24 protein-coding genes are annotated in these 25,197 nt (G+C 45.6%); 14 read left to right on the top strand and 10 right to left on the bottom strand.

The window, feature by feature from the left end; translation table 11 throughout:
* Position 1: 1 nt before the first annotated feature.
* The 3 genes from C0638_RS02410 to C0638_RS02400 form a co-directional block, all read right to left on the bottom strand.
* Positions 2-496: a hypothetical protein gene (locus C0638_RS02410; RefSeq protein WP_058711178.1), complete on the bottom strand. Its 495-nt coding sequence runs from the start codon at positions 494-496 to the stop codon at positions 2-4.
* Positions 497-581: 85 nt separating this feature from the next.
* Positions 582-1,088, bottom strand: a complete 507-nt coding sequence (locus C0638_RS02405; RefSeq protein ID WP_058711173.1) for a DJ-1/PfpI family protein — start codon at positions 1,086-1,088, stop codon at positions 582-584.
* Between the two features lie 253 nt (positions 1,089-1,341).
* A complete protein-coding gene (locus tag C0638_RS02400) occupies positions 1,342-1,809 on the bottom strand; it encodes an AbrB/MazE/SpoVT family DNA-binding domain-containing protein (protein WP_058711174.1) in 468 nt (155 codons plus the stop codon).
* Positions 1,810-1,993: 184 nt separating this feature from the next.
* On the opposite strand from C0638_RS02400, the gene C0638_RS02395 reads away from it, so the two are divergent.
* Both C0638_RS02395 and C0638_RS02390 read left to right on the top strand, forming a co-directional pair.
* Positions 1,994-3,388, top strand: coding sequence for a helix-turn-helix domain-containing protein (locus tag C0638_RS02395; protein ID WP_102163321.1), 1,395 nt, complete (start codon positions 1,994-1,996; stop codon positions 3,386-3,388).
* 212 nt (positions 3,389-3,600) lie between these two features.
* On the top strand, positions 3,601-3,855 hold the full coding sequence (locus C0638_RS02390; RefSeq protein ID WP_058711976.1) for an aspartyl-phosphate phosphatase Spo0E family protein: 255 nt from the start codon (positions 3,601-3,603) through the stop codon (positions 3,853-3,855).
* Positions 3,856-4,057: 202 nt separating this feature from the next.
* On the opposite strand, the gene C0638_RS02385 is transcribed toward C0638_RS02390, so the two are convergent.
* Positions 4,058-5,281 carry an acyltransferase gene (locus C0638_RS02385; protein WP_040101962.1) on the bottom strand — a complete coding sequence of 408 codons (1,224 nt, stop codon included), beginning with the start codon at positions 5,279-5,281 and terminating at the stop codon, positions 4,058-4,060.
* 218 nt (positions 5,282-5,499) lie between these two features.
* Here C0638_RS02385 and C0638_RS02380 point away from each other — a divergent pair, with 218 nt between their 5' ends.
* The 4 genes from C0638_RS02380 (at position 5,500) to hcp (ending at position 11,229) form a co-directional block, all read left to right on the top strand.
* On the top strand, positions 5,500-6,507 hold the full coding sequence (locus tag C0638_RS02380) for a substrate-binding domain-containing protein (RefSeq protein WP_013369733.1): 1,008 nt from the start codon (positions 5,500-5,502) through the stop codon (positions 6,505-6,507).
* A 34-nt stretch (positions 6,508-6,541) separates the two neighbouring features.
* Positions 6,542-8,542, top strand: a complete 2,001-nt coding sequence (locus tag C0638_RS02375; RefSeq protein WP_040103769.1) for a cache domain-containing sensor histidine kinase — start codon at positions 6,542-6,544, stop codon at positions 8,540-8,542.
* The gene (locus C0638_RS02370) at positions 8,493-9,794 is read left to right on the top strand and encodes a response regulator (protein ID WP_058711975.1); all 1,302 of its coding nucleotides are present in this window, start codon (positions 8,493-8,495) and stop codon (positions 9,792-9,794) included. The genes C0638_RS02375 and C0638_RS02370 overlap by 50 nt, the downstream gene beginning before the upstream one ends.
* A 142-nt stretch (positions 9,795-9,936) precedes the next feature.
* On the top strand, positions 9,937-11,229 hold the full coding sequence (gene hcp / locus C0638_RS02365) for a hydroxylamine reductase (RefSeq protein WP_058711974.1): 1,293 nt from the start codon (positions 9,937-9,939) through the stop codon (positions 11,227-11,229).
* A 43-nt stretch (positions 11,230-11,272) separates the two neighbouring features.
* On the opposite strand, the gene C0638_RS02360 is transcribed toward hcp, so the two are convergent.
* A complete protein-coding gene (locus C0638_RS02360; RefSeq protein ID WP_058711973.1) occupies positions 11,273-11,620 on the bottom strand; it encodes a helix-turn-helix domain-containing protein in 348 nt (115 codons plus the stop codon).
* Between the two features lie 210 nt (positions 11,621-11,830).
* On the opposite strand from C0638_RS02360, the gene C0638_RS02355 reads away from it, so the two are divergent.
* From C0638_RS02355 to mmsB, 5 genes are all read left to right on the top strand, one after another.
* Positions 11,831-12,334, top strand: coding sequence for a hypothetical protein (locus C0638_RS02355; protein WP_058711972.1), 504 nt, complete (start codon positions 11,831-11,833; stop codon positions 12,332-12,334).
* A gap of 46 nt (positions 12,335-12,380) precedes the next feature.
* Positions 12,381-12,707, top strand: a complete 327-nt coding sequence (locus tag C0638_RS02350; protein ID WP_058711971.1) for a nucleoside triphosphate pyrophosphohydrolase — start codon at positions 12,381-12,383, stop codon at positions 12,705-12,707.
* Positions 12,708-13,090: 383 nt separating this feature from the next.
* Positions 13,091-14,176 carry a multiple monosaccharide ABC transporter substrate-binding protein gene (gene chvE, locus C0638_RS02345; protein WP_025678893.1) on the top strand — a complete coding sequence of 362 codons (1,086 nt, stop codon included), beginning with the start codon at positions 13,091-13,093 and terminating at the stop codon, positions 14,174-14,176.
* A 32-nt stretch (positions 14,177-14,208) separates the two neighbouring features.
* Positions 14,209-15,759: a multiple monosaccharide ABC transporter ATP-binding protein gene (mmsA, locus tag C0638_RS02340; RefSeq protein WP_040101956.1), complete on the top strand. Its 1,551-nt coding sequence runs from the start codon at positions 14,209-14,211 to the stop codon at positions 15,757-15,759.
* Positions 15,743-16,906 carry a multiple monosaccharide ABC transporter permease gene (mmsB, locus tag C0638_RS02335; protein ID WP_040101955.1) on the top strand — a complete coding sequence of 388 codons (1,164 nt, stop codon included), beginning with the start codon at positions 15,743-15,745 and terminating at the stop codon, positions 16,904-16,906. Before mmsA ends, mmsB begins: the two co-directional genes overlap by 17 nt.
* Before the next feature lie 105 nt (positions 16,907-17,011).
* Here mmsB and C0638_RS02330 read toward each other — a convergent pair whose 3' ends face one another.
* Positions 17,012-17,917, bottom strand: a complete 906-nt coding sequence (locus tag C0638_RS02330; protein ID WP_058711970.1) for a glucose 1-dehydrogenase — start codon at positions 17,915-17,917, stop codon at positions 17,012-17,014.
* Positions 17,918-17,996: 79 nt separating this feature from the next.
* Entirely contained in the window at positions 17,997-18,749 is a 753-nt protein-coding gene (locus C0638_RS02325) for an MBL fold metallo-hydrolase (RefSeq protein WP_040101953.1), read from the bottom strand.
* Between the two features lie 158 nt (positions 18,750-18,907).
* Here C0638_RS02325 and C0638_RS02320 point away from each other — a divergent pair, with 158 nt between their 5' ends.
* Complete coding sequence (locus C0638_RS02320; protein WP_025679449.1) at positions 18,908-19,333, top strand: Lrp/AsnC family transcriptional regulator; 426 nt, start codon at positions 18,908-18,910, stop codon at positions 19,331-19,333.
* Between the two features lie 62 nt (positions 19,334-19,395).
* Here the strand turns inward: C0638_RS02320 and C0638_RS02315 are convergent, their stop codons facing one another.
* Entirely contained in the window at positions 19,396-19,872 is a 477-nt protein-coding gene (locus C0638_RS02315; protein WP_082689669.1) for a GNAT family N-acetyltransferase, read from the bottom strand.
* 133 nt (positions 19,873-20,005) lie between these two features.
* On the opposite strand from C0638_RS02315, the gene C0638_RS02310 reads away from it, so the two are divergent.
* Entirely contained in the window at positions 20,006-20,929 is a 924-nt protein-coding gene (locus C0638_RS02310) for an EcsC family protein (RefSeq protein ID WP_058711968.1), read from the top strand.
* 112 nt (positions 20,930-21,041) lie between these two features.
* Here the strand turns inward: C0638_RS02310 and C0638_RS02305 are convergent, their stop codons facing one another.
* Together C0638_RS02305 and C0638_RS02290 are read right to left on the bottom strand one after the other, a co-directional pair.
* Positions 21,042-22,310: an MFS transporter gene (locus C0638_RS02305; protein WP_058711967.1), complete on the bottom strand. Its 1,269-nt coding sequence runs from the start codon at positions 22,308-22,310 to the stop codon at positions 21,042-21,044.
* Between the two features lie 207 nt (positions 22,311-22,517).
* The gene (locus tag C0638_RS02290) at positions 22,518-23,096 is read right to left on the bottom strand and encodes a hypothetical protein (protein WP_058711966.1); all 579 of its coding nucleotides are present in this window, start codon (positions 23,094-23,096) and stop codon (positions 22,518-22,520) included.
* Between the two features lie 157 nt (positions 23,097-23,253).
* Here C0638_RS02290 and C0638_RS02285 point away from each other — a divergent pair, with 157 nt between their 5' ends.
* Complete coding sequence (locus tag C0638_RS02285) at positions 23,254-25,023, top strand: acid phosphatase (RefSeq protein ID WP_058711965.1); 1,770 nt, start codon at positions 23,254-23,256, stop codon at positions 25,021-25,023.
* The last annotated feature ends 174 nt before the right edge of the window (positions 25,024-25,197 follow it).

The following is a 25,197-nucleotide window of genomic DNA, read 5'->3' as shown; positions in this document are numbered from 1 at the left end:
CTTATATTTCAACTTCCTTATCATTTACGATGTCATATTTAGTTACTTTACCAGTGTATTTGTCTACGTAATAGAATCCATAAGTTGCAATGTGATCAGGGAAATCTTCGAAAGCTCTTAAAGAGTATTTTGTTCCTTCGATCCCTTCAACCATTACGTGTAAATTATATTTAGCGGCTTCATTTTTTATTTTATCCAAAAGAATATCGAGTGCTTGATTTTCTGTAATAATATTTTGTTGTCTACCTAAATACAGTTTGTTACCAACGAGGCTGATTTGTCTGCTTTCTGCAACTCCAATATCCTTAACAGAGATGTATGTGTTTCCGTTGTAAATCAAGCCATCGGCAGTGTTCTTTTTTGTACCCTCTAAAAATACATCAAACTTTTTCACAACAGCATTTACACTTGTTCCAGATGCAGCCATTGCGGTTGCACCCGTAATCATCGTACCCATGGTTAAGCCCACGAGTAACCCCTTTAATTTGTCCTTCAATTTATTAACCCCTTTATGTATCCTAATTTCCTTATTAATAATATCCCAAATACCACCATGCATAAAGTGATTGTTGTGAGGAGAGTCAGCTTTCTTTAAAAAGCTTAAAAAAGTCTATCGTTTCATTAAAATCTTCATCATCCGTATAAATATTCATGACCTTACCTATTTCGATTGCAAAATCTACATACTTATTGGGTTTAGCAGATATGATATTCTTGTGTATTTCCAGGCCCGATGGATGACTCACATGATTTTTAGGGGAAACACCTGCTAGCTCTAGCAGTTCAGTGGCAGAACAAATGGTTGCGATCACTTTATGATCATTGTTCAGTGCATTAATGAGAGCTAGCAGTTGCTTGTTTGTCTTTAATTGAGTGTTATCTCCACCAGGTATAATTAGGAGTTGAATGTCCTCCGCAGACACTTCATCAAGGGCTACCGCAGGCGTAACTTTAAAATCCTCATAGGAAATGACAGGATCTTTGGATACTCCAATCGTAACAATATCCCCTTTGGTTTTCATAAAATAGGTTGCTAGCATAATTTCAAAACTAACATACCCATCATAAATTAGAACATGTGACTTCATTTATACACCTACTCACAACGTTAATTTTTTAGTTTTAAGTCCGTTAAAAGCGTTTTTAGGAAGTTTACATATAGTCAGAATATATCATCTTGAAGAGTTTAAATCCATATTTTACAGCAATATCATCTGGAAGTTTTGGAATCTAATTTGTTGAATTTTGGTCAGTACGGATTCAAAGTTAAAAAATAACCAGTCGCTTGAAATAAACAGCGACTGGTTATTGAGTTTTGCTGGGATGCGAGTGAAGCGATACCTATAATAGCTTTTTAAGCTGGGAAATACGGCTTTGTGACACGCCAAGCCATTCAGCATATTCGCCTTGCTGGGCTGTTGGATACTCACGCATAAGTCTTCTTAGATGTTCAACCAAATGTTGTGAAGACGATCGGTTCAGACTATTTTCCTTGCCCACAGCTTCGTTGACAGCAGGAACAGGTACTGAACATACCTCGATGTTTCCCTTCAAATCTTGTATGCATTTTTTACATAAAAATGAATGTCTGAAATAGCTTAAATCCTGGACCGAATGGCATAAGTGACAGCAGACACCAATATACTTCCGCATACTTAACAATCCGGTTTCAACATCCAAATAAAATTCTAAAGACTCGCCAGCTTGAATACCCATAGAGGTTCGCAATTCCTTTGGAATAACAATCCGGCCTAACGTGTCCAAGGGACGTGTCATACCTGTATTTTTCAAGTGACCTTCTCCTATCATAATAATCTATCATCCAATGATTTCCTAATAAAAATATAAAAATCTATAAAGTAAAAGTATTTATTGATGTTCCAAAAGATGGTATTATCATGAATGAAAAAACAGTAATTATACTATTTGTTTCAAAACTATATGAATTATTGAAAATGGGAATCTATGAAGATGCTGAAAGGGTGGTTTATCCATGGAAATCACACCTACGATACAGGCAGAAGTTCAAACCTATCTGAAAAGAAAAGGCTTAACCATGACCGAGTTTGGTCACAAGATCGATTTGAATGTAGGTACAGTTAGTGGTATTGTGACGGGCAATCGATCTATGTCTGTTCACCAACTGGATAGTATAACTGTGGGAATGAATTTACCACCGGATCACTTTTACGAACGTTATATTTTAGAATACATTGAAGAGTGTCCGCTGAACTGGAAAAAAATCAGTCCGTTCCTGTACCGTTGCATTGAGCTAGGGCGATTGGACTGCTTGCAGCGAGTTGTCATTCTGTTATTGGATAACCCTAATTATCTGCCATCGCTCTTTGAAGTCGCCGAAAATGTATACAAAGACGGTTACAACGAAGCAGCCGCTTACTTATACAAAAAGGTAGCTGAAAGTGAGAAGCAGCAGCATTCAGAGCGATTGGCAATCTGCCAGTATCGCTTGTTCCAAATCAAAGTTGGACAAGATCGGGCTGTAAATCTTCAGGCTGCCATTGAATTTGCCCCCTTTGTGGATCGCTTAGACGAGATAGAGCAATTAGATGCTCTAAAAGATTTAGCGAATGTCTATAGATCATTAAGCATGTGGGACAAGGTGTATGAATTTGCACATCGGATGGGTCAGTTAGGACAACTTCAATATCATTTGGTTCACAATTCCAAGCGCAAAGGAACAGAACCACGAAAAAAGCTAAGCAGACCATTGTTTGTATACATAGTTTACGCCGAATTGTTGTGTGCTAATGCTTGTGATGCAAAAGGCGATCATGCACAAGCATTAGCACATATTCGTGGTTATGCTGACCTTAGTTGGGTGAAGGAAAAAGACCCCGAGTCTCTGTATTGGAAGAAGCAATATCAGCAATGGGCGAAAATTAATACTTACGTCAACAGACTTATGTCTGGTGATATTAGTGTTCTGCCAGATTACGTAGAACATATAGCTGCTGAAAAAGAGATTTTAGCCGAGCTATTGAACGTCCTTGAAGTGGCTAATCGCTATAATGTAGATGTAGATCATATTCTCCGGCGCTTTGAATCTCAAATTGAAGCTTATCAGGAGCCGGCATTTTCAGACATGTATACACAGCAAGTTTTGCCAGAAGAATACGTGCGATTCTGGTACAAAATGGCTAAGTACAGTCTAAATAAAGGCAGATATCCATATGGTTTTAAATGTCTATTAAATGCTTGGGATAAGGCTGAAATTCTTAATAAAGGGCTGCTTATGCATAATTGTGCAATGCTGTTTGAACGCTTCAGGGCATATGCAGTTCCAGAAACAGAAGATAAATTGCAAAGTCTATGGGAAAAAGTCGATCAAAAAGATGGCTTTCTTCTTGATAGTAAAGCTTATTACTGAGATCAATGTGCTAGTTTAAGTGTAAAAAATACATGAAACTATTTAAATTCAAGAACACGTTGGTGGATCTTGATCAAGCACTAATTCATTTACTCTAGGCCAGCTTAATGCTGGTCTTTTTTTGTATTATTTTGTAATTTTTTGCTTCAAAATTGATCCTGACGTATTTGTACATCCTTTCTTAAAATGAGATTCAATAGGAGGTATGTAGGATGAACAAGGATGAAACGAAAACGTTAATTCAACAAATGGAATGCGCCAGACAACGCCTACATGATCTGTACACAGAGTATGGCTTAGGACATGCTTGTGTACTGGAGCAGTCTATGCTTTTGGATGAACTGATTAATCAGTTCAACCGTATGTTTCAGACCAGGAAGCAGCCTCACCAAGTTGTGGATCAGATCATGATCAGCGACAATGGTATGTTGAGTTTATCCCCCCATTCTTTTTATGCAAAACTGTGACTTCTCCCACGTAATGCTTACAATTATTCTATATAATGACTTATTTTAAAATAAAATACATATCCATGTCATAAAATGTTAATCACTCTGGGATATGATTCAGCATACTTTGACAATAAAAAAAGCAGAGCTCAATACATGAGCCCTGCGAAAGTCTTTTGATGTAGCTTGGAATCCCTATGCTGAAACGCTGAGCAGAAGATTAGCCAAGCTCCTGTGTGCTTTTGGAAGCACGTTTGGAGGAGAGAAACTGAAAATTAGGCCGCCAGTTCAAGCGCTGTCTGCCTTTGGAGCCAACAATCCAGTTGCCGCCAGGCAGATGGGCAAAGAACCAACTGATGCCCAGAGAAACACTTGCCACGACGACAAACGTAATGAGCGTAGCTGTAAAATGATGATCACCCAGTGCAAGCGGACGAGTGTAATAGGATATGAAGGATAGCACGAGTGCATGGGCCAGATATCCTCCGAAGGAGTAGCGTCCAATCCAGTTAAGCATACGGCGAAACGGCTCGGTACGCGGGTCTTTTTGCAAATGAAGCAGCAGTCCGTACAACAAAAGCAACTGCGAGACAATCAGCACGAAGGTGCTTGGCTTCAGATAAGTAGAAATATTGAGATTGATCGTATCGCCAGACTGGATCAGCATCGTGTGACCCATGAGCATGAACAGACCAATAAAGATAAATACATTCCACGGCAACGTCTGTTGGGCCAATCCCCGCCAGGTGTCCGTCATATAGGCGCATACTGCGCCCAGCATAAAATAGAAAAAGTACATAACAAAGTTATAAGTGCGGTAATCTAACAGGGTCTGTCCAAAGGATGGCAACCAAGCGCTCCATGCAGACATGTCATAGTAGGACCATTGTAACAGCAACGCATAAGCCGCAGCAGCAATCAGCATCACAGCCAAAACAAGCTGCTTGCGCCTTTTGGTGCTAAAAGGACGTAGAAGCGTCCGAATCCGTTCGGTTGCTTTTGCAAATAAAGGAAACCAAATATAAAACTGAAAGATCATGACCACAAACCATAGATGATATCCGCTGACGGGGATGATCATTTCTTCAAACATGCCTTTGTAAAAATATATATTTCCCCACTGCGCTGTTGACCAGTTCTGAGTACATACCCAATAAACAATGGTCCAGCAGAGAAAAGGAACATAAATATCTCGAAACCGTCTGCCAATATAACGGGAATAGCCAATCGGTTTGTTACCATTATAAAATAGCAGCGCCGCAGACAGGAAGACGAACGTGGGTGTGCCAAAACGTGTCAAATGGTACAGCATCGCGAGCATAACGGAATCCGGCTGTTGGATGTCGCTGCGATAAATATATTCGCCAATGCAATGCTGAAGCACGACAGCGAGGTAGGCAAGACCCCGTAGTTCTGTCCATTCCGCAATACGTGGCTTGCTCATCCATATCACTCCTTTTCCTCAAGATTCGCACATGTTTTCCCTAGCACAATTGTAGGTATTGTAACGTAGAAACATTAGTGCAGGATTAACGCCACCTGAAAGTAAGAAGAGCGAAGTAGTTCCAATTTAATATGATTGCGTTTACAATCTAAGTGAAACCAGAATAAATTAAAGTGAATTTATAACTTAAGGATACGCACAGGAAGAGGAGAGGAAGGATGAAGAAAACGCTGCTGGTGTACATGCTGCTGATTGCAGCCTTTGCTCTCTATGTGTTCAGATATGAACAAACCGGGCGGTTGAATGGAGCTTGGGAGGAAAAAGGGCTACGAGGCAGTATCGGAGAAACGTATATGATGATTACGTTCCAGTCCGGTTTGGAGTATTGGAAAAGCGGGCTCAAGGGCTTCGAGGATGCTGGGGATGCCTTGGGGGTGACAGTGGAGTATCGGGGGGCTACCCGGTATGATGCACAGGAGCAGACGACGGTCATTGAGCAGGCGATTGCCCGTAAACCCGCAGGCATTGCCATATCAGCGATTGATCCCCACTCCCTGATCCCGGTCATTAATAAGGCACTGGATGCCGACATCCCTGTAGTGCTGTTTGACGCCGGAGCGCCGGGGAGCCGGGCATATACTTTTTTGGGCACAGATAATTATAAGGCAGGCGTGACCGCTGCGGAAAAAATGGCAGAGCTGTTGGGACGTGAAGGCCAAGTCGCTGTTCTCACACTGCCTGGGCAGCAAAATCATGAGGAACGCTCGCGCGGCTTTCGCGATACCATTCAGCGGCAGTATCCTGCCATGAAGGTGGTGGAAGTGGTAGATGGTCGTGCTGACGTGATGGTGTCTAGGGATGAATCGCAAAGGCTAATGAAAGCTTATCCGAAACTGGCGGGTATTTTTGTGACCGAAGCCACCGGAGGAACAGGTGTGGGTGAGGCAGCACTGAGCCAAAAAAGCAGTCATCCGCTGAAAATTATTTCTTTTGATACGAACAAAGCGACACTGGATATGATTCGTGATGGGACGATCTCGGCCACAATTGCCCAAGGGACATGGAATATGGGCTATTGGTCACTTCAATATCTGTTCCATCTGCATCATCATTTGACGATTCCTGCACCTTCTTCCTCTGGAGACAATACTCCGCTGCCCGTGCGGGTAGATACTGGGATTTCCGTCGTCACCCGAGCGAATGTAGATGATTATTATGCAAAATAAATTTTGGAAGCGTTTCTACTTAGGATTGCACCAAATGATGCCACGGCTTCGCTTGCGTAATATGCCTTTACGTTATCAGCTCATGGTGCTGTTCTTGCTGTTTGGCATCGTGCCTTCGCTGGGACTAGGCCTGCTGGTGAATTGGACGGTGGAACGGATTATTGAGCGGCAGGTGGAAAATCATACGATGCAGTTGATTGGCAAGGTGAACGAAGCACTGGATACTAAAATGGAAAATTTGCAGAACATGACGTATCTGATTGCCTTTAATCCTGATATTGGGGAGTTTTGGAAAGGGCGGACGCTGGCCGATGGCCACGCGGTTCATACGAGTAGTTTAATGCCAGAAAATCAGGGGGAGCGAGCCCAGAAGCCTCTGCAAAACCAGGCTCCCGGCTCCAAGCAGGCAGTAAGTTCCGTACAGGAGCAGGATACGCTGTATAAAATGAAGCAATTTTTGCAGGGGTTTACCACCTTATATCCTGAAATTGCCGGGATTCTGATCGTGAACGAAAAAGGCGATTATATTAGCAATGAAATGTATGCTCGAAGCACGCGCAGCCTGACGGAAGAAGACTGGTACACACAGGCGGCGCAGCATGCAGGTATATTCACGGTGCTGGGACAGCCAAGTCACCGTAATGTGACCACTCATGTCCGGTATAAGGATAGTGAAATTGTCTCTGTCGTTCGCTCGGTCACGGACCCAGAGACAGGACATGTACTGGGTGTGATTATGATCGATCTCAAGCTGCGGGCTGTGTCACAAGCCGCCAGAGATGTAACCTTGGGCAAAAGCGGGTATGTCATGGTGACAGATGCCAAGGGACGCAGTGTATATATGCCAGATATGCCTTTGATTGAGCGCATTCCGCCGCAATGGTTCGGGACAGAGGATAGCGGAATGTTTACCCGTGAAGCCGGAGGTAGGGAATTGCTCTTCATGTTCCAGGCTTCCGAGTTCACGGGCTGGAGAACAGTGGGAGTATTCCCGGCACGCGAATCTACACTGGAAGTGCGGCAAATTCAGTTCTACGTCGTCTGTTTTGTTTTCATTGTATGTCTGTTTGGTTTAACGGCATCCTTGCGGTTATCCAGTTCCATCGCGCAGCCGATTTTCCGGCTTATGTCTTATATGCGTAAGGCAGAGACAGGGGATCTTACGGTTCGCCAGTGGAGTGAGCGCGGGGATGAAATCGGAATGCTGGGCCGGAGCTTTAACCGGATGCTGGAGCAGATCCGCCGTCTCATGTTGCTTAGTGAACTGAGGGAACGGCAAAAACGGGATGCCGAACTGCGCAGTCTCCAAGAGCATATTAAGCCGCATTTTCTATACAATACGCTAGATACAATTCATTGGATGGCTCGGAAAAATGGAGCAGACGACGTATCCGACATGGTGGGGGCGTTATCGAGATTGTTCCGCCTTGGACTCAGCAAAGGGGATGACTTTATTCCGCTGCGCTCTGAGGTTGAGCATATCACGAGCTATATGCAAATCCAGCAAACCCGTTATCGTGATCGACTTCGCTGGGAATTGAATGTTCCCGACGAGCTGAAGGATCTGTTTGTATTGAAGCTGATGCTTCAGCCTGTAGTGGAAAATGCGATTTACCATGGTATTAAGGCCAGACGCGGTCCAGGCACAATTTGCGTAGAAGCTAAAGCCGAGGACGGCAAGCTGCTGCTGACGGTACGTGACGACGGTGCAGGGATGACGGCGGAACGTCTGTGTGAGCTGCGTGAATGGCTGGAAAGACCACTGGAGGCGATGGAAGGAAGACAGAAACAAAAGGGCGTTCGTACAAATGGCAGAAGTTACGGCATGCTGAATGTGCAAGCGCGTATCCGATTGTCTTTTGGCGAGGAATATGGAATTACATTGGACAGTAAAGAAGGGACAGGTACCTGCGTTACAATCACTCATCCGTTGCTGCTGGATATGGCGCAACTGAAGAAGCCTTATGACAGAGGAGAGGGTCAGGATGACGAAATTCAAGGGAACAGACAACGCGACAACGGCGAGTCTGATTGACCAGGCCATACCAGAAGTAAGCATAGCCACGGCCAAATGTTATCAAGTATTGATCGCAGATGATGAGCCGATCATTCGTGAGGGGATTCGGGATTGCCTGGACTGGGCAGCTCTGGGCATGGAGGTTGTAGCCGAGGCCGAGGACGGTGAAGAAGCGCTGGAACTGGTTGATCAGCTTAGCATCGACATCTTGCTGGTCGATATGAATATGCCGTTCATGGATGGGATTGAACTGATTCGGCGGCTGCGGGAAGAACGTCCGGAATGCCGTTGCCTGATCATTTCCGGGCATGATGAGTTTGCTTATGCGCAGGAGGCTGTCCGACTTGGCGTAGAGGATTATATTCTGAAGCCGGTAAATGCAAATCAGCTTCACGCTGCGTTGTCGCGCCTTCGTCAGCGACTGGACGAGGAGTACAAACGTGCCGCCTATGTGGAACAAGCCGCCGGGCAGATTGAACGCAATATTCCGCTGCTGCGCCAGCGATTTTGCCTGGAATGGCTGGAAGGACAGCACACGGGAAAGGACGTTATGGAGCAATTGACGTTTTTACGTCTTCCATCCCGGCCACCTGCTCAGATCGGTGTGGTACGGTGGCCAGCGGCAGAGGCGCGGCAGACGATTATGCGCGAGAATGATCGCCAGTTGTTTCTTTTCGCCGCAGAAAATATTATTGGCGAATTGCTGGAGAACCTATCGCATGTGTTGTTCCGCGATGCAAACGGGCTGATCGGCATATGCCTGTGGCAGGAGGCACCCGAGACGATCGGCGCTTCCATAGAGCAGGCCATGGGCCGCTATCTGAATATAGCGGTTCACACACATGTGGAGCCCAACACGGGTGGGTTGGAAGGCGCAATCGATGCGTATCGGATCAGCCGGGATCGGGTGTACGGTGAATCGCAGCTACCTCCCATCGTGCGCCGGGCCCGGCAGCTTATTCAGGAAGGTTATGCCGATCGGGAACTGACGCTGGAAGCTCTGGCCTCGCGTCTACAGGTCTCTGCTGTATATCTCAGCCGTGTGCTCAAAAAGGAGCTCAATGACAGCTTCGTGACCCTCGTCACGCGTGCCCGTATCCGCAAAGCAGCACAGCTGCTGGACTCTACGACGTTGTCTGTGCTTGAAATAGCAGAACGTACGGGATACGACAGTCAGCATTATTTTAGCACTGCTTTTAAAAAGACCATGGGCGTGTCCCCTGTGCAGTACCGTAAGGGCGGGGGAATTCAGGAAAATTCGTCGGAATAGGAATGATTGGATTGCGAAGTGCCTGCACCGTCTCATTATAATCTGTACTAAAAAGTGTGTGTGTAATCACACCCGCACGTTCAGGGGTTTGTTACCCTGTAGATAACGAACAAATATCTATCAATATTTGGAGGAAAACGATATGTTTTGTTATCAGTGTGAACAGACGCCGAGCGGCGGGTGTAAAGTCATCGGAGTATGTGGGAAAAATGAGACGGTAGCAAGCTTGCAAGATACAATGATTTTTGCATTAAAAGGGATTGCTGCCTATGCGACACATGCTCGTCAGTTGGGATATACCGATCCTGAGGTGGATCGGATCACGCATGAAGCGTTATATATGACCTTAACCAATTCTAACTTTAATGTACAAGAGCATTTGGAAATGGCGATGAAGGTCGGAAATGCAGCTGTACGGATCATGGATGTGCTGGATCGTGCGCATACGGATCGTTTTGGCATTCCACAGCCGATTACCGTCAGCCAAAATAAAATCGAAGGTCAATGCATCGTCGTGACCGGACATAATTTGTACGCGCTGGAAGAATTACTGCGTCAGACCGAAGGAAAGGGCATCAATATCTACACTCACTCGGAGATGCTGCCTGCCCACGGTTATCCGGCGTTGAAGAAATATGCACATCTCAAGGGCAATATCGGCAAGGCCTGGTACGATCAACGCAGATTGTTCGAGGAATTCCCAGGGGCGATTCTTGCTACGACGAACTGTGTTATGCCGATTAAAGGCACATATGCAGACCGCTTCTTCTCTTATGAAGTAGCAGGGCTGGAGGGTGTTGCCAAAATTGTGAACGACGATTTCTCTCCACTGATTGAACGCGCGTTGGCTCTGCCAGCCGCAGATGTAGACTCTGAACAAGTGCTTACGACAGGATACCATCATGAGACAGTTATCGGGCTGGCACCTGAGATCATTCAGGCAGTCAAAGATGGACATATCCGCCGTTTCTTCGTCATCGCAGGCTGCGACGCACCAGGCAAAGGCGGTAACTATTACCGCGAGCTGGCTACATCCTTGCCGAACGACACGGTCATTTTGACCACGTCTTGTGGTAAGTTCCGCTTTAATGATGTGGACTATGGCACCGTTGGAGATACTGGCATTCCGCGTTATATTGATTTGGGACAATGCAACAATTCAGGTTCTACTGTGAAAATCGCTCTGGCATTAGCCGATGCTTTCGGATGCACAGTGAATGAGCTGCCTGTCAGCATTGTGCTGTCCTGGTTTGAGCAAAAAGCGGTTGCCATCCTGCTAGGCTTGTTCAGTCTTGGCATCCAGGATATTCGCATCGGACCGAAACCGCCTGAGTTTATTTCTTCTGGTGTATTGGATGTGTTGGTGGATATGTTTGGCTTGAAGCTAATTACGACCGCAGAGGAAGATATGAAAGCGATGCTGGCGTTGTCGTAAGAGGTAGGTAGGGAACTGCAGAGTGCAGTTCCTTTTTTTTGTTTCATCGTTCATCCATTCTAATAAATATATCCGTAAGAATCTTTAAGGCCAGCTCAGTATCTTTGGTTTCACGAGTTCTTAGGAGAGACAAAATGGCTTTTATACTCGAATCTTCTTCGGTAAGCTCATCATTTTCCTTCACATATGTAAGCAATTGATAGACGCCCACGTTCAATGCCTTCGCTATTTTCTCCAGATTTTTCAAAGATATATTTCTCTCCGCACGCTCGATGAAACCAATATAACTCGAATTGAATCCTGCTTGTTCGGCTAAAGCTTCTTGCGAAAGCCCTTTGGACTTTCGAATATCTCGGATACGTGTACCGACTAATTCTAAAAGTTCTGACATGAATACACCTCTCTATAGTTAGAAGTGTAGAGAAAGAGTTACATCTAATTAATATGCGTTAGTAAGTAAATTGAATTAAAAACTACTATATAGTAATATTCATTATGAAGCTTGTCCGATAGCTAGAAAATTATACATTTTAGTGGTCCATTGATATGCTACGTTGCTCACACTGTTTATGAAATTCTAATTCAGGAGTTGATTCCCCCCATGAAACATTACTCCTTAAGCAACCAACTACATAGTGAAGCTGATTTTAAATTGCCTAAGTATAGTGACACCCACATATTGAATTGCATGCTGGATTTTCAAAAGCTTGCCCAATACCAAATGCAGCTTGCCCAGATGATGCGTGATCATGATCAATGGCTAAACTGCCTCATTCTTTGTGATCGCGCCATATTTTCAATGGCGAAGGCCATTTATGTACATCGAAATCAAATCATACCTTTATCCATCAGCCTATCCATGAACGATCTGCTCAGACTAATTCGCTCGGATGCTGAGCCGTGTTTAGATATGGTGTTGTTTATGGGTACCATGCATTATCTGGTTTCCGGAGAGGAAGAAGCATCCAGGGAGACGATGAAGCTGGAGGAAGTAGACATGTTGCTTTATAAAACAGACTCTATTCTAGAGCGTATGTCGCGGCGCATTGTAGCTAATCCATCGAAGAGGTATCCGTCTATTTTTAAAGAAAACCCGTTCAATTAAATTGTTAAATTTTTTAATCTCCACATCAGAAAGGATGTTATTTGATATGCCTACATACAACAAGCTGGTGCGAGACCGGATTCCGCATATCATTATGTCTCAGGGGAAGGAATGTCGGACACGCATTTTGGACCTGGAGGAGTATAAGCAGGAACTGCGAACGAAGCTTCGTGAAGAGACAGAGGAATATTTTGCAGCAGATAAAGATCAGGACGCGCTGGAAGAGCTGGCGGATATGCTGGAAGTCATCCGAGCGCTGGCAGAAGTACATGGAGCGAATGTACCCGAGCTGGACAAGCTGCGGGCGGACAAAGCCGAGGCCCGAGGCGGATTCCAGGAGCGGGTATTCTTAATTGATGTCGATGAAGTTTAACGTCAAGCTCATTCGGATAACTTAGCGGATGAGCTTATAGCTCGAATACAACATGCCTTCGGGGTAAAGCTGTTGGCTCCGCATCTAAAATAGCTTTTCAATCAATTGCAACTACCCTCCATTGCCCCTCATTGTTTTTTATTAAAGTAATCCCCTCCCCTCACCACAAAGGTTAAAATTTTATAAAAAAAGTTCAAAACCTGCAAAGACCTTTCCCGGCCTGGAATGATACCATGTGTTTGCACATAAAAAAAGGAGAGGTGCTCATAGCCTCACTTATGTAAGCGCTATCTAATTACAGATCTAATTAGCACTGACCTGAGGATTTTACAAAATCCTTACCTTCAAATGACCTGCATCACATGAGGAAAGGGGAACTTCATATGAAAAAAGGAGCTGTTGTCGTTTGGCTTCTGATTTTGGCCCTGATGCTTTCGGCCTGCAATCTGGCGGAGAGTGGAACGGGCAGCAAGGAAAAAGGCTATGTGGGTATTTCCATGCCGACCAAATCGTCCGAGCGTTGGGTAGGGGACGGGGAGAATATGGTTCGGTTGTTTCAGGAGCAAGGCTATAAAACGGATTTACAGTATGCCGAGGACGTGGTGGAAAATCAAATTTCCCAAATCGAAAATATGATCACCAAGGGCGTCAATGTTATGGTCATCGCTTCGGTCGATGGGAACACGCTGACGGATGTAATTCAGAAGGCACACGACCAAGGGATTCAAGTCATTTCTTACGACCGTCTGATTCGCAACACACCGTATCTGACGTATTATGCGACTTTTGATAACTTCAAGGTGGGCGTGTTACAGGCGGCATATATTGAGAAGAAGCTGGGCCTCAAAGAAGGCAAGGGCCCTTTCAATATCGAGCTGTTCGGCGGATCACCGGATGATAATAACGCATACTTCTTCTTTAATGGTGCGATGTCCGTACTTAAACCATACATTGATTCCGGCAAGCTGGTTGTGCGCAGCAAGCAGATGACGATGGCACAGATCGCTACGCTGCGATGGGACGGAGCTTTAGCACAGTCGCGGATGGATAATCTGCTGAGTGCCTACTATTCAGGGGCCAATCTGGACGCGGTGCTCTCCCCGTATGACGGCATTAGCATCGGTATCATTTCATCCCTCAAAGGGGTCGGATATGGATCTGCGAATAAGCCACTGCCGATCATCACGGGACAGGATGCAGAACTGGCTTCAATTAAATCTATTGTAGCTGGTGAGCAGACCCAAACCATATTTAAGGACACCCGCAAGCTGGCTGAGCAAACGGTCGTGATGGCCAACAGCATTTTACAGGGCAAGCAAGCGGAAGTGAATGACGTTAAATCCTATAACAACGGTAAAAAGGTAATTCCTGCGTACTTGCTTGATCCGATCTCGGTGGATCGGACGAATGTAGAGAAGGATATTGTCGGCAGTCACTATTACACCAAAGAGCAAATTGGTCTCAAATAAGAGTAAGAATCCAACCGAAAGGAGCGTATCCCATGACTGGAATCATTTTGGAAATGAAGGGAATTACCAAAACCTTTCCTGGCGTAAAGGCATTGGAAAATGTAAATCTCAAGGTCAAGGAAGGCGAGATTCACTCGCTGTGCGGCGAGAACGGTGCGGGCAAGTCGACGCTAATGAAGGTACTGAGCGGTGTATATCCGCATGGAACCTACGAAGGGGATATTATTTTCCAAGGCAAAACGTGTGAGTTCAAGGATATCAAGCAGAGTGAGGAATTAGGCATCGTCATTATCCATCAGGAGCTGGCATTGATCCCGTATCTCTCGATTGCGGAAAATATTTATCTGGGCAACGAGCGCGCTAGCGGCGGCGTGATTGATTGGAAAGAGACTTTTGTGGGGACACGCGATCTGCTGTCTAAGGTCGGTTTGAGTGAAAATCCCAATACATTGGTTACGAACATCGGGGTCGGCAAGCAACAGCTGGTCGAAATTGCGAAAGCGCTCTCTAAAAAGGTAAAGCTGCTTATTCTGGATGAACCAACAGCGGCATTGAATGAGGATGATAGTGAAAATCTGCTTAATTTGATGCTGGAGTTTAAAAAACAGGGCATTTCCTGCATTCTCATCTCCCACAAGCTGAATGAGGTCGCAAAGGTGTCAGATTCGATTACGATTTTGCGGGATGGGAAGACGATTGAGACGCTGGATATGAAAAAGGATGAGGTCACAGAGGATCGGATCATTAGCGGGATGGTTGGACGCGATTTGACCAGCCGTTATCCAGAGCGTCATGCCGAGATTGGCAAAGTTGTGTTGGAAGTGAAGGACTGGACGGTGTATCACGAGCATCATGCAGACCGCAAGGTGCTGGATCAGGTGAATCTGAATATTCGCAGCGGTGAAATTGTCGGTATTGCCGGGCTGATGGGAGCAGGACGGACCGAGCTGGCGATGAGTATCTTTGGCAAGTCATACGGACGCAATATCTCGGGTCAACTGATTAAGGACGGTAAGCCGATCCAGAACAACACGGTTACGGACGCGATTAACAACGGTTTTGCCTATGTGACGGAGGATCGCAAGGAGTATGGCCTCATTTTAATGGATGATATCAAGCGTAATATTTCGTTAACTGGTCTGAGCAAGCTGACGAAGGGCGCTGTGGTCAATGAGCAGGAGGAAGTCGTCGTTGCAGAGGAAATGAAAAAAAGCATGAACATCAAAGCGCCGAGCATTTTACAGAAAACCGGTAATCTGAGTGGCGGCAATCAGCAGAAGGTAGTACTGAGCAAATGGATTTTTGCCGGACCGGATATTCTGATTCTGGATGAACCGACGCGCGGCATAGATGTGGGTGCTAAATATGAAATCTACACGATCATTCATCGACTTGCCGCTGAGGGTAAGGGTGTGCTAGTCATTTCGTCTGAGCTGCCAGAGGTACTAGGCTTGTGTGACCGGATTTATGTCATGAATGCCGGGCGGATCACCGGAGAGGTTAGCCGTGAAGACGCATCGCAGGAAACGTTGATGAGATATATGACCAAGTCAGGAGGCGTGAAGCATGGAAACCATAACTAAACTATTTAAAAATAACATCCGCCAATATGGAATGATGATTGCGCTGGTCGTCATTATGATCTTGTTCGAGGTGCTGACAGGCGGCTTGCTGTTGAAGCCGATTAATATTACCAATCTGATTTTGCAAAACAGCTACATTCTCGTGCTGGCCATCGGGATGGTGCTGGTTATCATCACTGGGCATATTGACTTGTCCGTCGGCTCCATAGCCGCTTTTGTCGGTGCGGTTGCCGCCATTATGATGGTCGATTGGCAGCTTCCAGCGTGGATTGCTGTGATTGCAGCTTTGCTGGTCGGAGCGTTAATTGGGGCATGGCAAGGGTTCTGGGTCGCTTATGTACGGATTCCGGCATTTATCGTGACCTTGGCGGGGATGCTGCTCTTCCGCGGATTAACAATGATCGTGTTGGAAGGCCAGTCGATCTCTCCTTTCCCGGGAGGATTTCAGAAAATCAGTTCAGGTTTCCTGCCGGATTTCTCAGCTACTGGTTATAACCTGGTATCCATCATTGTCGGCATTGCACTTACAGTATGGTTTATCGTGAATGAAATTCGTGAACGCCGTTCTCAGCTTAAATATGGATTTGAGGTTCCATCACAGGCGTTATTTATACTCAAATTGATCGTAGTGGCTGCTGTGATTAATCTGTTCACCTTCATGCTCGCGAGCTATGCGGGGATACCGAACATTCTTGTCCTGCTGTTCATCCTGATCGTGGTATACTCCTTTGTCATGAACCGTACGATTATGGGTCGTCATGTGTATGCGCTGGGTGGAAATGAAAAGGCAGCGGGTCTGTCCGGTGTCAAAACGAAAAAAGTGACATTCTGGGTATTTGTCAACATGGGTGTACTGGCTGCCATTTCCGGTCTCATCTTTGCTGCACGTCTGAACGCGGCTACGCCGAGAGCGGGTACGAACTTTGAACTGGATGCCATCGCAGCTTGCTTTATTGGTGGAGCTTCGGCGTCAGGCGGGATCGGCACGGTTTTTGGAGCGATTATCGGTGGTTTGGTTATGGGCGTACTCAATAACGGTATGTCTCTGATCGGCCTCGGTATTGACTGGCAGCAAGGCATCAAGGGCTTGGTACTGCTGCTGGCGGTTGCCTTCGATATTTACAACAAAAACAAAAGATCAGTCTAAGATCATATTCAATATTGTAAAATAAACAAACCTCCAGTCCCACTTAACTTGTGGATGCTGGAGGTTTGCTTGTATGTTAGGCCTTATGGCTATCAGCCAACCCAACTAAGTCGTCACCATTTGTCCGCCATTCACATGCAGCGTTTGGCCGGTAATGTAGGAGCCATCATCCGAAGCCAGCAGCACATAGGCAGGAGCCAATTCATAAGGCTGCCCGGCCCGCTTCATCGGCGTATTGCTGCCAAAGGTGCGGATGACTTCGGTCGACTGTGTGGCCGGATTCAGCGGAGTCCAGATCGGACCGGGAGCAATGGCATTCACGCGAATACCCTGATCGACCAGATTATTAGCCAAAGCACGCGTGAAGCTGACAATAGCACCTTTGGTAGCTGAATAGTCAATCAGATTCTTTTGCCCAACATAGGCTGTAACCGATGCTGTATTGACGATGCTGGCCCCAGCCCGCATATACGGCAATGCTTCTGTAGTCATATGGAAGAAGGAAATAATATTCGTATCAAACGTATCACGAAGCTGCTGTTCACTGATATCCAGATACGATTCACGTACAAACTGAACACCCATATTATTAATGAGGATATCAATACGACCGAAGGTTTCCATCGTTTTTTGAACAACCAGACAGCAGTTGCTTCTTAGCCTTAGATCACCCGGAATTAACAAACAACGTCGGCCAAGCCTGTGAATGACATCACGGGTTTCCATAGCATCTCGATGCTCATCGAGATAGGCAATGACCACATCGGCTCCTTCCTTGGCAAAAGCGACTGCAACCGCGCGACCAATGCCGCTGTCCCCGCCGCTAATAATAGCCACCCGATCCTGAAGCTTTCCCGTGCCGATATACTTTGGATTATCAAATATAGGGCGTGGAACCACCAGGTATTCCAACCCCGGCTGTCTATATTGATGCTGGGGAGGAAAAGCAATCGGAACTTCTTTACATTGGGTTTCTGTACCATAATAAGGATATTGATATTGGCAATTCATTTAATAATCCCTTCTTTTAGGCGTTTTGAAATCCAATATATTCGAAATGGGCGCAAACGGTGAATCGGGAGTTATCACCTTATGCCGAAATCGTTGCTCCATCTGCCGGAATATGGACACGCTTCTCCAGACCTTCACGATTGATATGTTCCGTAAGCTCGGAGCGAGTCAGTACACAATGGTTGATTGCTTCCATATGGACAGCAACGACTTGTGTGTAAGGGGCATGCTGTGCAACAGCCGTTACATCTTGGGCAGTCATAATAATGGGATCACCCACCGTAAACCGCGCTCCTCCAGCGTTCACGATCGTCCAGTCAGGGCGGAATTTATCCAGTGCCTCCGCAACTTCACTGCACCAAATGGTATCCCCGGCCACATAGACGACAGGCTCACCTGGAGCCTGAAATACAAAGCCAGATACGGGTCCCATCTGTTCCCCGATTTCTCCGGTACCGTGATGCCCGGTTGTACGGGTAATCTCGATTTTCCCGACTGAGCCAGCCACCGAAATCGGAGTAACCTGTGTAAAACCGTCAGCCATGATTTGTTCTTCATTTCCGGGCTGGCAGAAGACAGGAATTTGTTTGTCCAGCCAGCGTACTGCCGCCGGGTCCCAATGGTCTGGATGCAAATGCGTGACGATGACCACGTCAGGCTGTCCAAGCGTCTGCCATTGTGGTGGCAAGGGAACCAGCGGATTGCGGAGAGTGTTCTCCGTATTGGGAACTGGTGGATTTAGGCCAGCATCACTCAGCATCGGATCAATCAGAAATTTTACTCCAGCGTATTCGATCCATAAGGTTGCGTTGCGGATTAGTGTGATTTTCATATATAGAAGCTCCTTTGATCGTAAATGTTTTTTGACCGAATGTATTTTCGGCCGTTCTTTGTTTCTGCTACAATCATATCTGACGCAAGAACATGCAGGCTACGGCCTGCTGAAAGGAAAACCAGCATTCTCGTTTCATCATGAAAGGAAAAATAACTATGGAACTATTCGTACCTGATGAGACCGACCTGCGCATTCTTCATCATTTAATTGAAGACAGCTCTTTAACGCACAAGGAGATTGGTCAGCTTGTTCATTTGACAGGCCAAGCAGTAGGGGCACGTGTTCGAAAAATGCAGGATGCAGGTATTATTGAAGGCTATACACTGCGCTGGAACCCTGAGAAAATTGGGCAGACGATTCATGCCTTTATTACGGTTTTTCTGAATTCAGGAACGACTCACAGTGCTTTTCAGACTTTTGCACGGGAGCATCCCTCTATTGTCGAAATCCATCGGGTAAGTGGGGAGGGCTGTTATTGGATGCGGGTTCGCATGTCATCACAGTCAGAGTTAAATACCATGCTGGATGAACTTACGAAGTTTGGTAACTACAAATTGAGCTTTTCCATTGGCGTAATTTAATAATAAAAGCTTTCGGCGTTTGTCCCGAAAGCTTTTGTTTACGAGGGCTGTCGATGTCAGCATTATAGACTCATTTTAAAAATATGCTGTAAGCCGTGTTGTCCCATTTTAGTGTTACCTTCATTGATAAAGCCGCATTTGAGATACAGATTTTGGGCAGCTTGATTACGGGCATTGACGCCCAGTACAATCTCGCGAATATGTGGAAAGTGTCTAGAGATGAACTGTGGTAGCAGAAGCAGCCCATGTTTAGCGAACCCTTGTCCTTGATCTGCATAATGAATAGAAAACGCACGTAGCAACAATGCCTCAGAAGTATTCGTATAGTCTGCTAATTCATCTCCATCGTATAAAATGAAAAATCCAACCGGCCTTCCAGTAGCCGTAATGACAACAGGATGGCGGTGTGGGTCTTCCTTGGCTAGTGCCAGCATTTCAGCTGGCATTCCAGTAAATTGCTTCTGCTCCTCAGGCAAATAAAAGGTATGTAAAATAGCATCATGCTCACAATGGTAAGGGACAAGCTCTATATTATTCATCATTACCCTCCGATCTGGACAAATTTTAATCTATTATATCAGTCTCGTTTACTAAAAAAAGAAACCTGAACTCGTCTTACTTACGTATTATCCATACATAAACTAGCATAGTCAAAAGGAGACATCTACGCTTATGAAGCTGCTTATAGAATATCGGGAAAGTCAGGATGTATTGCACCAAGAGCTGAAGCATATTGAGAAGTGGGAGAAGGAGCAGAAGGATATTTTTTTCTGGGAAAAAATCGGCAGATGGCCCTTTATGCTGCTGGATCGGCTGACGCCCAAAATCATTAAAGACAAGCTGGAGCAACTGCTTAATGAGATGGGCAGCTTCATTCAGAATGGTGGCAAATATTTGGTGAAAGAAGAAACGGTTCTGAGCAAGTTAAACAAGACGGCCCGTGAATATATAATTCAGCAAAATGGTGCAGATTTCGTCTCGGATCCGGAGGATCAGCTCCGTGCCGGGGAAAATGCAGATGCGGAGCATAGTGAGGAATCCACGTGGGATTTGAAGCAGGCGGCAGAGCTACCACTAACGATCATGGATCAGACTGCGGACGATATGACGTCGGGACGCATTACCTTTGCCACCGCTCAAGGAGCAACCACGGGGATTGGCGGTGTGTTTACGATTGCGGCGGATATCCCTATTTTGCTCGGCTTGTCACTCAAGGTGCTTCAGGAAATCGCTTTGTGCTATGGCTTTAACCCCCATGATAAGCAGGAACGCATTTTTATTATTAAATGTATGCAATTTGCTTCATCCGATATTGTGGGTAAAAAGGCTGTATTAGAGGAACTGGCCTTGTTCGATGATCCTTCACGTCAGGCACAGGTTTTTTCCCAGATGCAGGGATGGAAAGAGGTCATTAACACCTATCGCGATCAGTTTGGATGGAAAAAGCTGCTGCAAATGGTCCCGATTGCAGGCATTTTGTTTGGCTCCATTGCCAATCGAAGTGCGATTAGTGACGTAGCTGAAGCGGGGAAAATGCTGTATCGGAAGCGTCGTATTTTAAAGCGTTTAGCAGAAGTAGAGAATGGGTTGGAGTAGAAGTAAGGAATGCAGGAGAGATGAAGAGTGGGGTAGAAATGAGGAATGGAGCTTGAGTTAGTTGTTTATGAAGGTGTGCAGCGGCCAATGATGGCCGCCACACGGTTGCCTGTTACACTTCGGCTCCATTTTCTTCCGCCCAGCGATTCAGGGTTTTGTCTGTAGGAAGTAAGAAGGTTAAAATGCCGAGCAGTGGCAAAAAGCCACACAGGAACATGATGTTGGTGATGCCTACTTTGTCGATCCAATTGCCGAGCACGAGTGCGCCCACACCGCCCAGACCAAAAGCCAGGCCTGTAATGAGACCGGACACCGTCCCGATTTTGCCAGGCACGAGCATCTGTGCATATACGACTGTGACCGAAAAGCTGGACAACATAATAAATCCGATAATCGCCAGCAGGATCGCCGTCCAGAATTGGTTGGCATAAGGCAATAGCAGCGCCAGCGGTGCAGCTAATACCATGGACAGAAAAATCATATTGCGTTTACCAAAACGGTCTGCCAGCGGGCCGCCAAAAAAGGTGCCCAGCGCTCCAGCTCCGAGGAACAGGAAAATGTATAGCTGTGCGTCAGCCAATGGCATTTTAAATACTTCCATCAGGTAAAACGAATAGTAACTGCCGACCGAGGTCGAATACCACGAACGAACAAATACCAGCAGAATGAGGACAATCATGGCAAACATAATACGGCTGCGCACTTCAGGTTTCATGCGGCGTGTCACCGTTTTTTTGCGTGCAATGCCTTCTGTACGCAGGACGTTACCGTACCAGCGGGCAATGAATGATTGCACTACAATTCCGGCTGCCGCAATACCCGTGAACCAGATGGCGCCAAATTGCCCCAACGGGATAAAAATCCAGCTTGTGAGCATCGGTGCCAGCGATTGACCTGCATTGCCGCCGACCTGGAAAATGGATTGTGCCAATCCCCGGCGTGATCCTGCCGCCATATGGGATACGCGCGAGCCTTCGGGGTGAAAGGCAGCTGAGCCTAAACCCACGAAGATGACTGCGATTAGCACCGCTTTATAATCGGCTGCATAGGCGAGCAGCAGCATACCAGTGAGCGTAAAGCCCATACCGATAGGAAGGATAGCGGGCGTAGGCCGTTTGTCCGAAAACAAGCCAATTACAGGCTGCATAATTGAAGCTGTAAAGTTGATGGCGAATGAAATCCAGCCGATCTGCGTGTAGCTTAGGCTCATAGATTCCTTCAAGATCGGAAAGATCGCTGGAATGACCGATTGAATCGAGTCATTGAACAGATGGACGAAACTGATCGCAATCAGAATCGTAAAAACGGTGTCTTTCGCTTGCGGCCCCTGGAGGGGGAGCGATTGGCCCGTTTCTTTTTTTGTAGCAGATTTAGTAGTCATGGCAACCTCCGGATATGTATGTATATTTTAAGATATAGGAAGCAATCCGTTTGCAGCAAATGGCTGAAAGTGGGATAAAGTCCCCCTTTACTCATCGCTGCTTGCCCATTCTGCTGGATACTCTTTATTGCTCGATCCTCTAATTCACAATAGATTATCTTGCTCTGAGTGCATTGTATCTGTATAAGATATCCTTTACTTATCATTTTACTCTCTAACATGCATAAATGGGTTCAACTCGTCTTCAGGGATTATTAGATTTCCACAGTAGAGAAGAATCCAATCCTTGTATTGAAACAGCTGAGCCTCTCCAAACATATGAAATGAATCCAAATAGCCTGTTCCATCACGGGTCGGCATTTCATTACATACATTTTTCAAAAAAAGGACTTGCTCCACTCTGACATGGATCCAAGCTCTTTTTTCATTTTTGGATATGATGTCTTCAAATCTACATTTAATAAACGCAGAGAAGTTGATCTCATCAGGCTGCTCTTCCCAACCATTAAAATGTGAATAAGCAGGTCTGAATAAAGTCCAAAAAGTTTCTCCAACGGACATATGAAAAGGAAAATATACTTGTACTTTTCTTAAGTCACCTTTTGTGGGAGGTATCAATGCTCTTTCCCATATTTCACTATTTAGATCTGGAATATCATGTTTGAAATCTGCCCAGTCCATAGCATCTTCGATAGCTACAATCTCAAAATCTTTGTTTTCTAATAGGGGTTTATCTGGTACCTGTTGACACGTTCCACACTTGAAAGCAATAGTTTCCTCGTTCATAAGAGAACCTACCTTAATTAAATTTTATGCTCTACTGCTCCAACTATATTGATCATAAGGACATATCAACATGGTGGAAGTATTACAAACACCATAAAACTATTTCTATGTAGAAATAGTATGAAGAGCACAAGAGAAGAGAGGATCTGATTTGAGAATGAAATTGCTAAGGAAACTACTATCAGTTGCATTATTATCTTTACCTTTACTTCTAGGTTCTCTAGGTGGAAGTTATGCGAGTGCGGCCACGCTGCCAACGACAGTAACTCCAACAGAACCGTCATGGGGATATTTTGTAGATCATTATAAAAATAATAGTGCTGCTAATAAGACGGAAAGCTCCAATCCGACTCTCGGGCTGCTCTCTGAATTTAATAGGCTTTGGACTCCCGGCGCTACCTGGGACACGGGCACCAAGCTAAACAGCAATGTACTGGATGCTAATATTCAAAAAGTAATTGATATCGCTGCCCGTCGCACTTCCAGTGAGGCCGATGCGGCTTATTTGGATGATCGTCGAAATCAGAGCTACAGTGTAATCGACGGTCTGGGTTCGCTCACTGATGTATATCGAAAGAAGGCCGGCGCCACGACAACAATCAACGACGTCCCGGCCGATGCTACAACTAAAAAATATGAAGATGAGGGAACAAATGGAGGGGATGTAAGCTCCAGTCTCGGCAACGTCGTGAATTTGGTCAATACCTTGCGCGGGGAATACTCTACGACGAACCCGGCTAAGTCTTACTTTAGTTATCCTCGTCCGTTTCGCTGGAGCGATAATTCAGTGGTTGTCCCGAGCCTGGTCCCTGCGCTCAAATCTGATGCTACTAATGATGGCGGCTTTCCAAGCGGTCATACCAATGCTGCGTATCTCAGTTCTATTGCTATGGCCTATGCCATGCCGGAGCGTTATCAGGAATTGCTGACACGAGCTTCGGAGCTGGGCAATAATCGTGTTGTTGCTGGTATGCATTCCCCGCTTGATGTTATGGGAGGGCGTGTCATGGCAACAGCGCTGGCTGCTGCCATCCTGTCTGATCCAGCCAATAGCAGCTTGAAGAAAGCAGCTTATCAGGATGCTCATAAACAATTGCTGTCCCAAAAAGGTACAGCCCCAGATCGTTTCAGCAACTATGCTACAAACAAGAAAAATTATAATCAACGATTAACGTACGGATTCAGCCCGATTAATCCAACGACGAAGCCAATGACAGTGCCTAAGGGAGCGGAGGTGCTGTTGGAGACACGCCTACCTTACCTTGACAGCACACAACGCCGTTGGGTATTGGCTACCACGGGGATTCCTTCCGGCTATCCTGTGCTGGATGATGCTGAGGGATGGGGACGATTAAACCTGTTTTCCGCTGCGGATGGCTACGGTGCTTTTGTCAATCATGTTACGGTGAATATGGATGCTTCCAAAGGCGGTTTCAATGCATTGGATCGCTGGCGCAACAATATTTCTGGTGTTGGAAAGCTGACTAAAAAGGGAACAGGTACGTTGAAGCTTATGGGTAGCAATATTTATTCCGGCGGTACACAGATAGATCAAGGCATACTCGAAGGTAATTCGGAGACAGCTTTCGGAAGTGGTGAAGTTACGAATAACGGGGGAACTCTTCTTAAAAACAATTCTGGAAAGCTGATTGTTGGCGGGAATTACAAACAAACTGCCAAGGGAAAACTTGAACTCAACCTAGGCAGTAAAAATGACGTACTTAAAATTAAGGGAACAGCACAACTTAACGGGAAATTACGCCTGAATTTTTCTAACAAATATGTACCAGCTAGCGGTGCCACCATTTTAACCTATGGTAAACGCAATGGGGCATTCTCTTCCATTGAAGCAGCAGGTCTACCAAGCAATTATAAAGTGAAGGTTGTCTATACAGCCAATAGTGTTCAGTTAAAAGTCACGAAGTAACCAAATAGGACAATTTAAGGTGCACCTTTGGAATACACCGGATAAACCATGAAGTTATCCAGTGCCCATTCTTAAGGTGCATTTTTTGTTCCCGTAAAAAGCGCATTTCTCAGAGTTATTTATAGCCAAGGATATAAAAAGGTCAAAATTTGACCTTAATGTAGTAAAATAATC

It is taken from the genome of Paenibacillus sp. lzh-N1, from assembly GCF_002872435.1.
GTDB lineage: Bacteria > Bacillota > Bacilli > Paenibacillales > Paenibacillaceae > Paenibacillus > Paenibacillus polymyxa_C.
The sequence above is the reverse complement of the archived record's forward strand: the minus strand, read 5'-3'. Positions and strand labels throughout refer to the sequence as shown.

Bases quoted from the DNA above. Each gene is read 5' to 3' on its own strand.
- C0638_RS02325 (WP_040101953.1), bottom strand. From the start codon at position 18,749: ATGAAAATCACACTAATCCGCAACGCAACCTTATGGATCGAATACGCT.
- C0638_RS02385 (WP_040101962.1), bottom strand. From the start codon at position 5,281: ATGAGCAAGCCACGTATTGCGGAATGGACAGAACTACGGGGTCTTGCC.
- mmsA (WP_040101956.1), top strand. From the start codon at position 14,209: ATGACTGGAATCATTTTGGAAATGAAGGGAATTACCAAAACCTTTCCT.
- C0638_RS02400 (WP_058711174.1), bottom strand. From the start codon at position 1,809: ATGATAGGAGAAGGTCACTTGAAAAATACAGGTATGACACGTCCCTTG.
- hcp (WP_058711974.1), top strand. From the start codon at position 9,937: ATGTTTTGTTATCAGTGTGAACAGACGCCGAGCGGCGGGTGTAAAGTC.
- C0638_RS02375 (WP_040103769.1), top strand. From the start codon at position 6,542: ATGATGCCACGGCTTCGCTTGCGTAATATGCCTTTACGTTATCAGCTC.
- C0638_RS02310 (WP_058711968.1), top strand. From the start codon at position 20,006: ATGAAGCTGCTTATAGAATATCGGGAAAGTCAGGATGTATTGCACCAA.
- C0638_RS02355 (WP_058711972.1), top strand. From the start codon at position 11,831: ATGAAACATTACTCCTTAAGCAACCAACTACATAGTGAAGCTGATTTT.
- C0638_RS02395 (WP_102163321.1), top strand. From the start codon at position 1,994: ATGGAAATCACACCTACGATACAGGCAGAAGTTCAAACCTATCTGAAA.
- C0638_RS02390 (WP_058711976.1), top strand. From the start codon at position 3,601: ATGAACAAGGATGAAACGAAAACGTTAATTCAACAAATGGAATGCGCC.
- C0638_RS02315 (WP_082689669.1), bottom strand. From the start codon at position 19,872: ATGAATAATATAGAGCTTGTCCCTTACCATTGTGAGCATGATGCTATT.
- C0638_RS02320 (WP_025679449.1), top strand. From the start codon at position 18,908: ATGGAACTATTCGTACCTGATGAGACCGACCTGCGCATTCTTCATCAT.
- C0638_RS02350 (WP_058711971.1), top strand. From the start codon at position 12,381: ATGCCTACATACAACAAGCTGGTGCGAGACCGGATTCCGCATATCATT.
- C0638_RS02285 (WP_058711965.1), top strand. From the start codon at position 23,254: ATGAAATTGCTAAGGAAACTACTATCAGTTGCATTATTATCTTTACCT.
- mmsB (WP_040101955.1), top strand. From the start codon at position 15,743: ATGGAAACCATAACTAAACTATTTAAAAATAACATCCGCCAATATGGA.
- C0638_RS02360 (WP_058711973.1), bottom strand. From the start codon at position 11,620: ATGTCAGAACTTTTAGAATTAGTCGGTACACGTATCCGAGATATTCGA.
- C0638_RS02380 (WP_013369733.1), top strand. From the start codon at position 5,500: ATGAAGAAAACGCTGCTGGTGTACATGCTGCTGATTGCAGCCTTTGCT.
- chvE (WP_025678893.1), top strand. From the start codon at position 13,091: ATGAAAAAAGGAGCTGTTGTCGTTTGGCTTCTGATTTTGGCCCTGATG.
- C0638_RS02290 (WP_058711966.1), bottom strand. From the start codon at position 23,096: ATGAACGAGGAAACTATTGCTTTCAAGTGTGGAACGTGTCAACAGGTA.
- C0638_RS02330 (WP_058711970.1), bottom strand. From the start codon at position 17,917: ATGAATTGCCAATATCAATATCCTTATTATGGTACAGAAACCCAATGT.
- C0638_RS02370 (WP_058711975.1), top strand. From the start codon at position 8,493: ATGACGAAATTCAAGGGAACAGACAACGCGACAACGGCGAGTCTGATT.
- C0638_RS02305 (WP_058711967.1), bottom strand. From the start codon at position 22,310: ATGACTACTAAATCTGCTACAAAAAAAGAAACGGGCCAATCGCTCCCC.
- C0638_RS02405 (WP_058711173.1), bottom strand. From the start codon at position 1,088: ATGAAGTCACATGTTCTAATTTATGATGGGTATGTTAGTTTTGAAATT.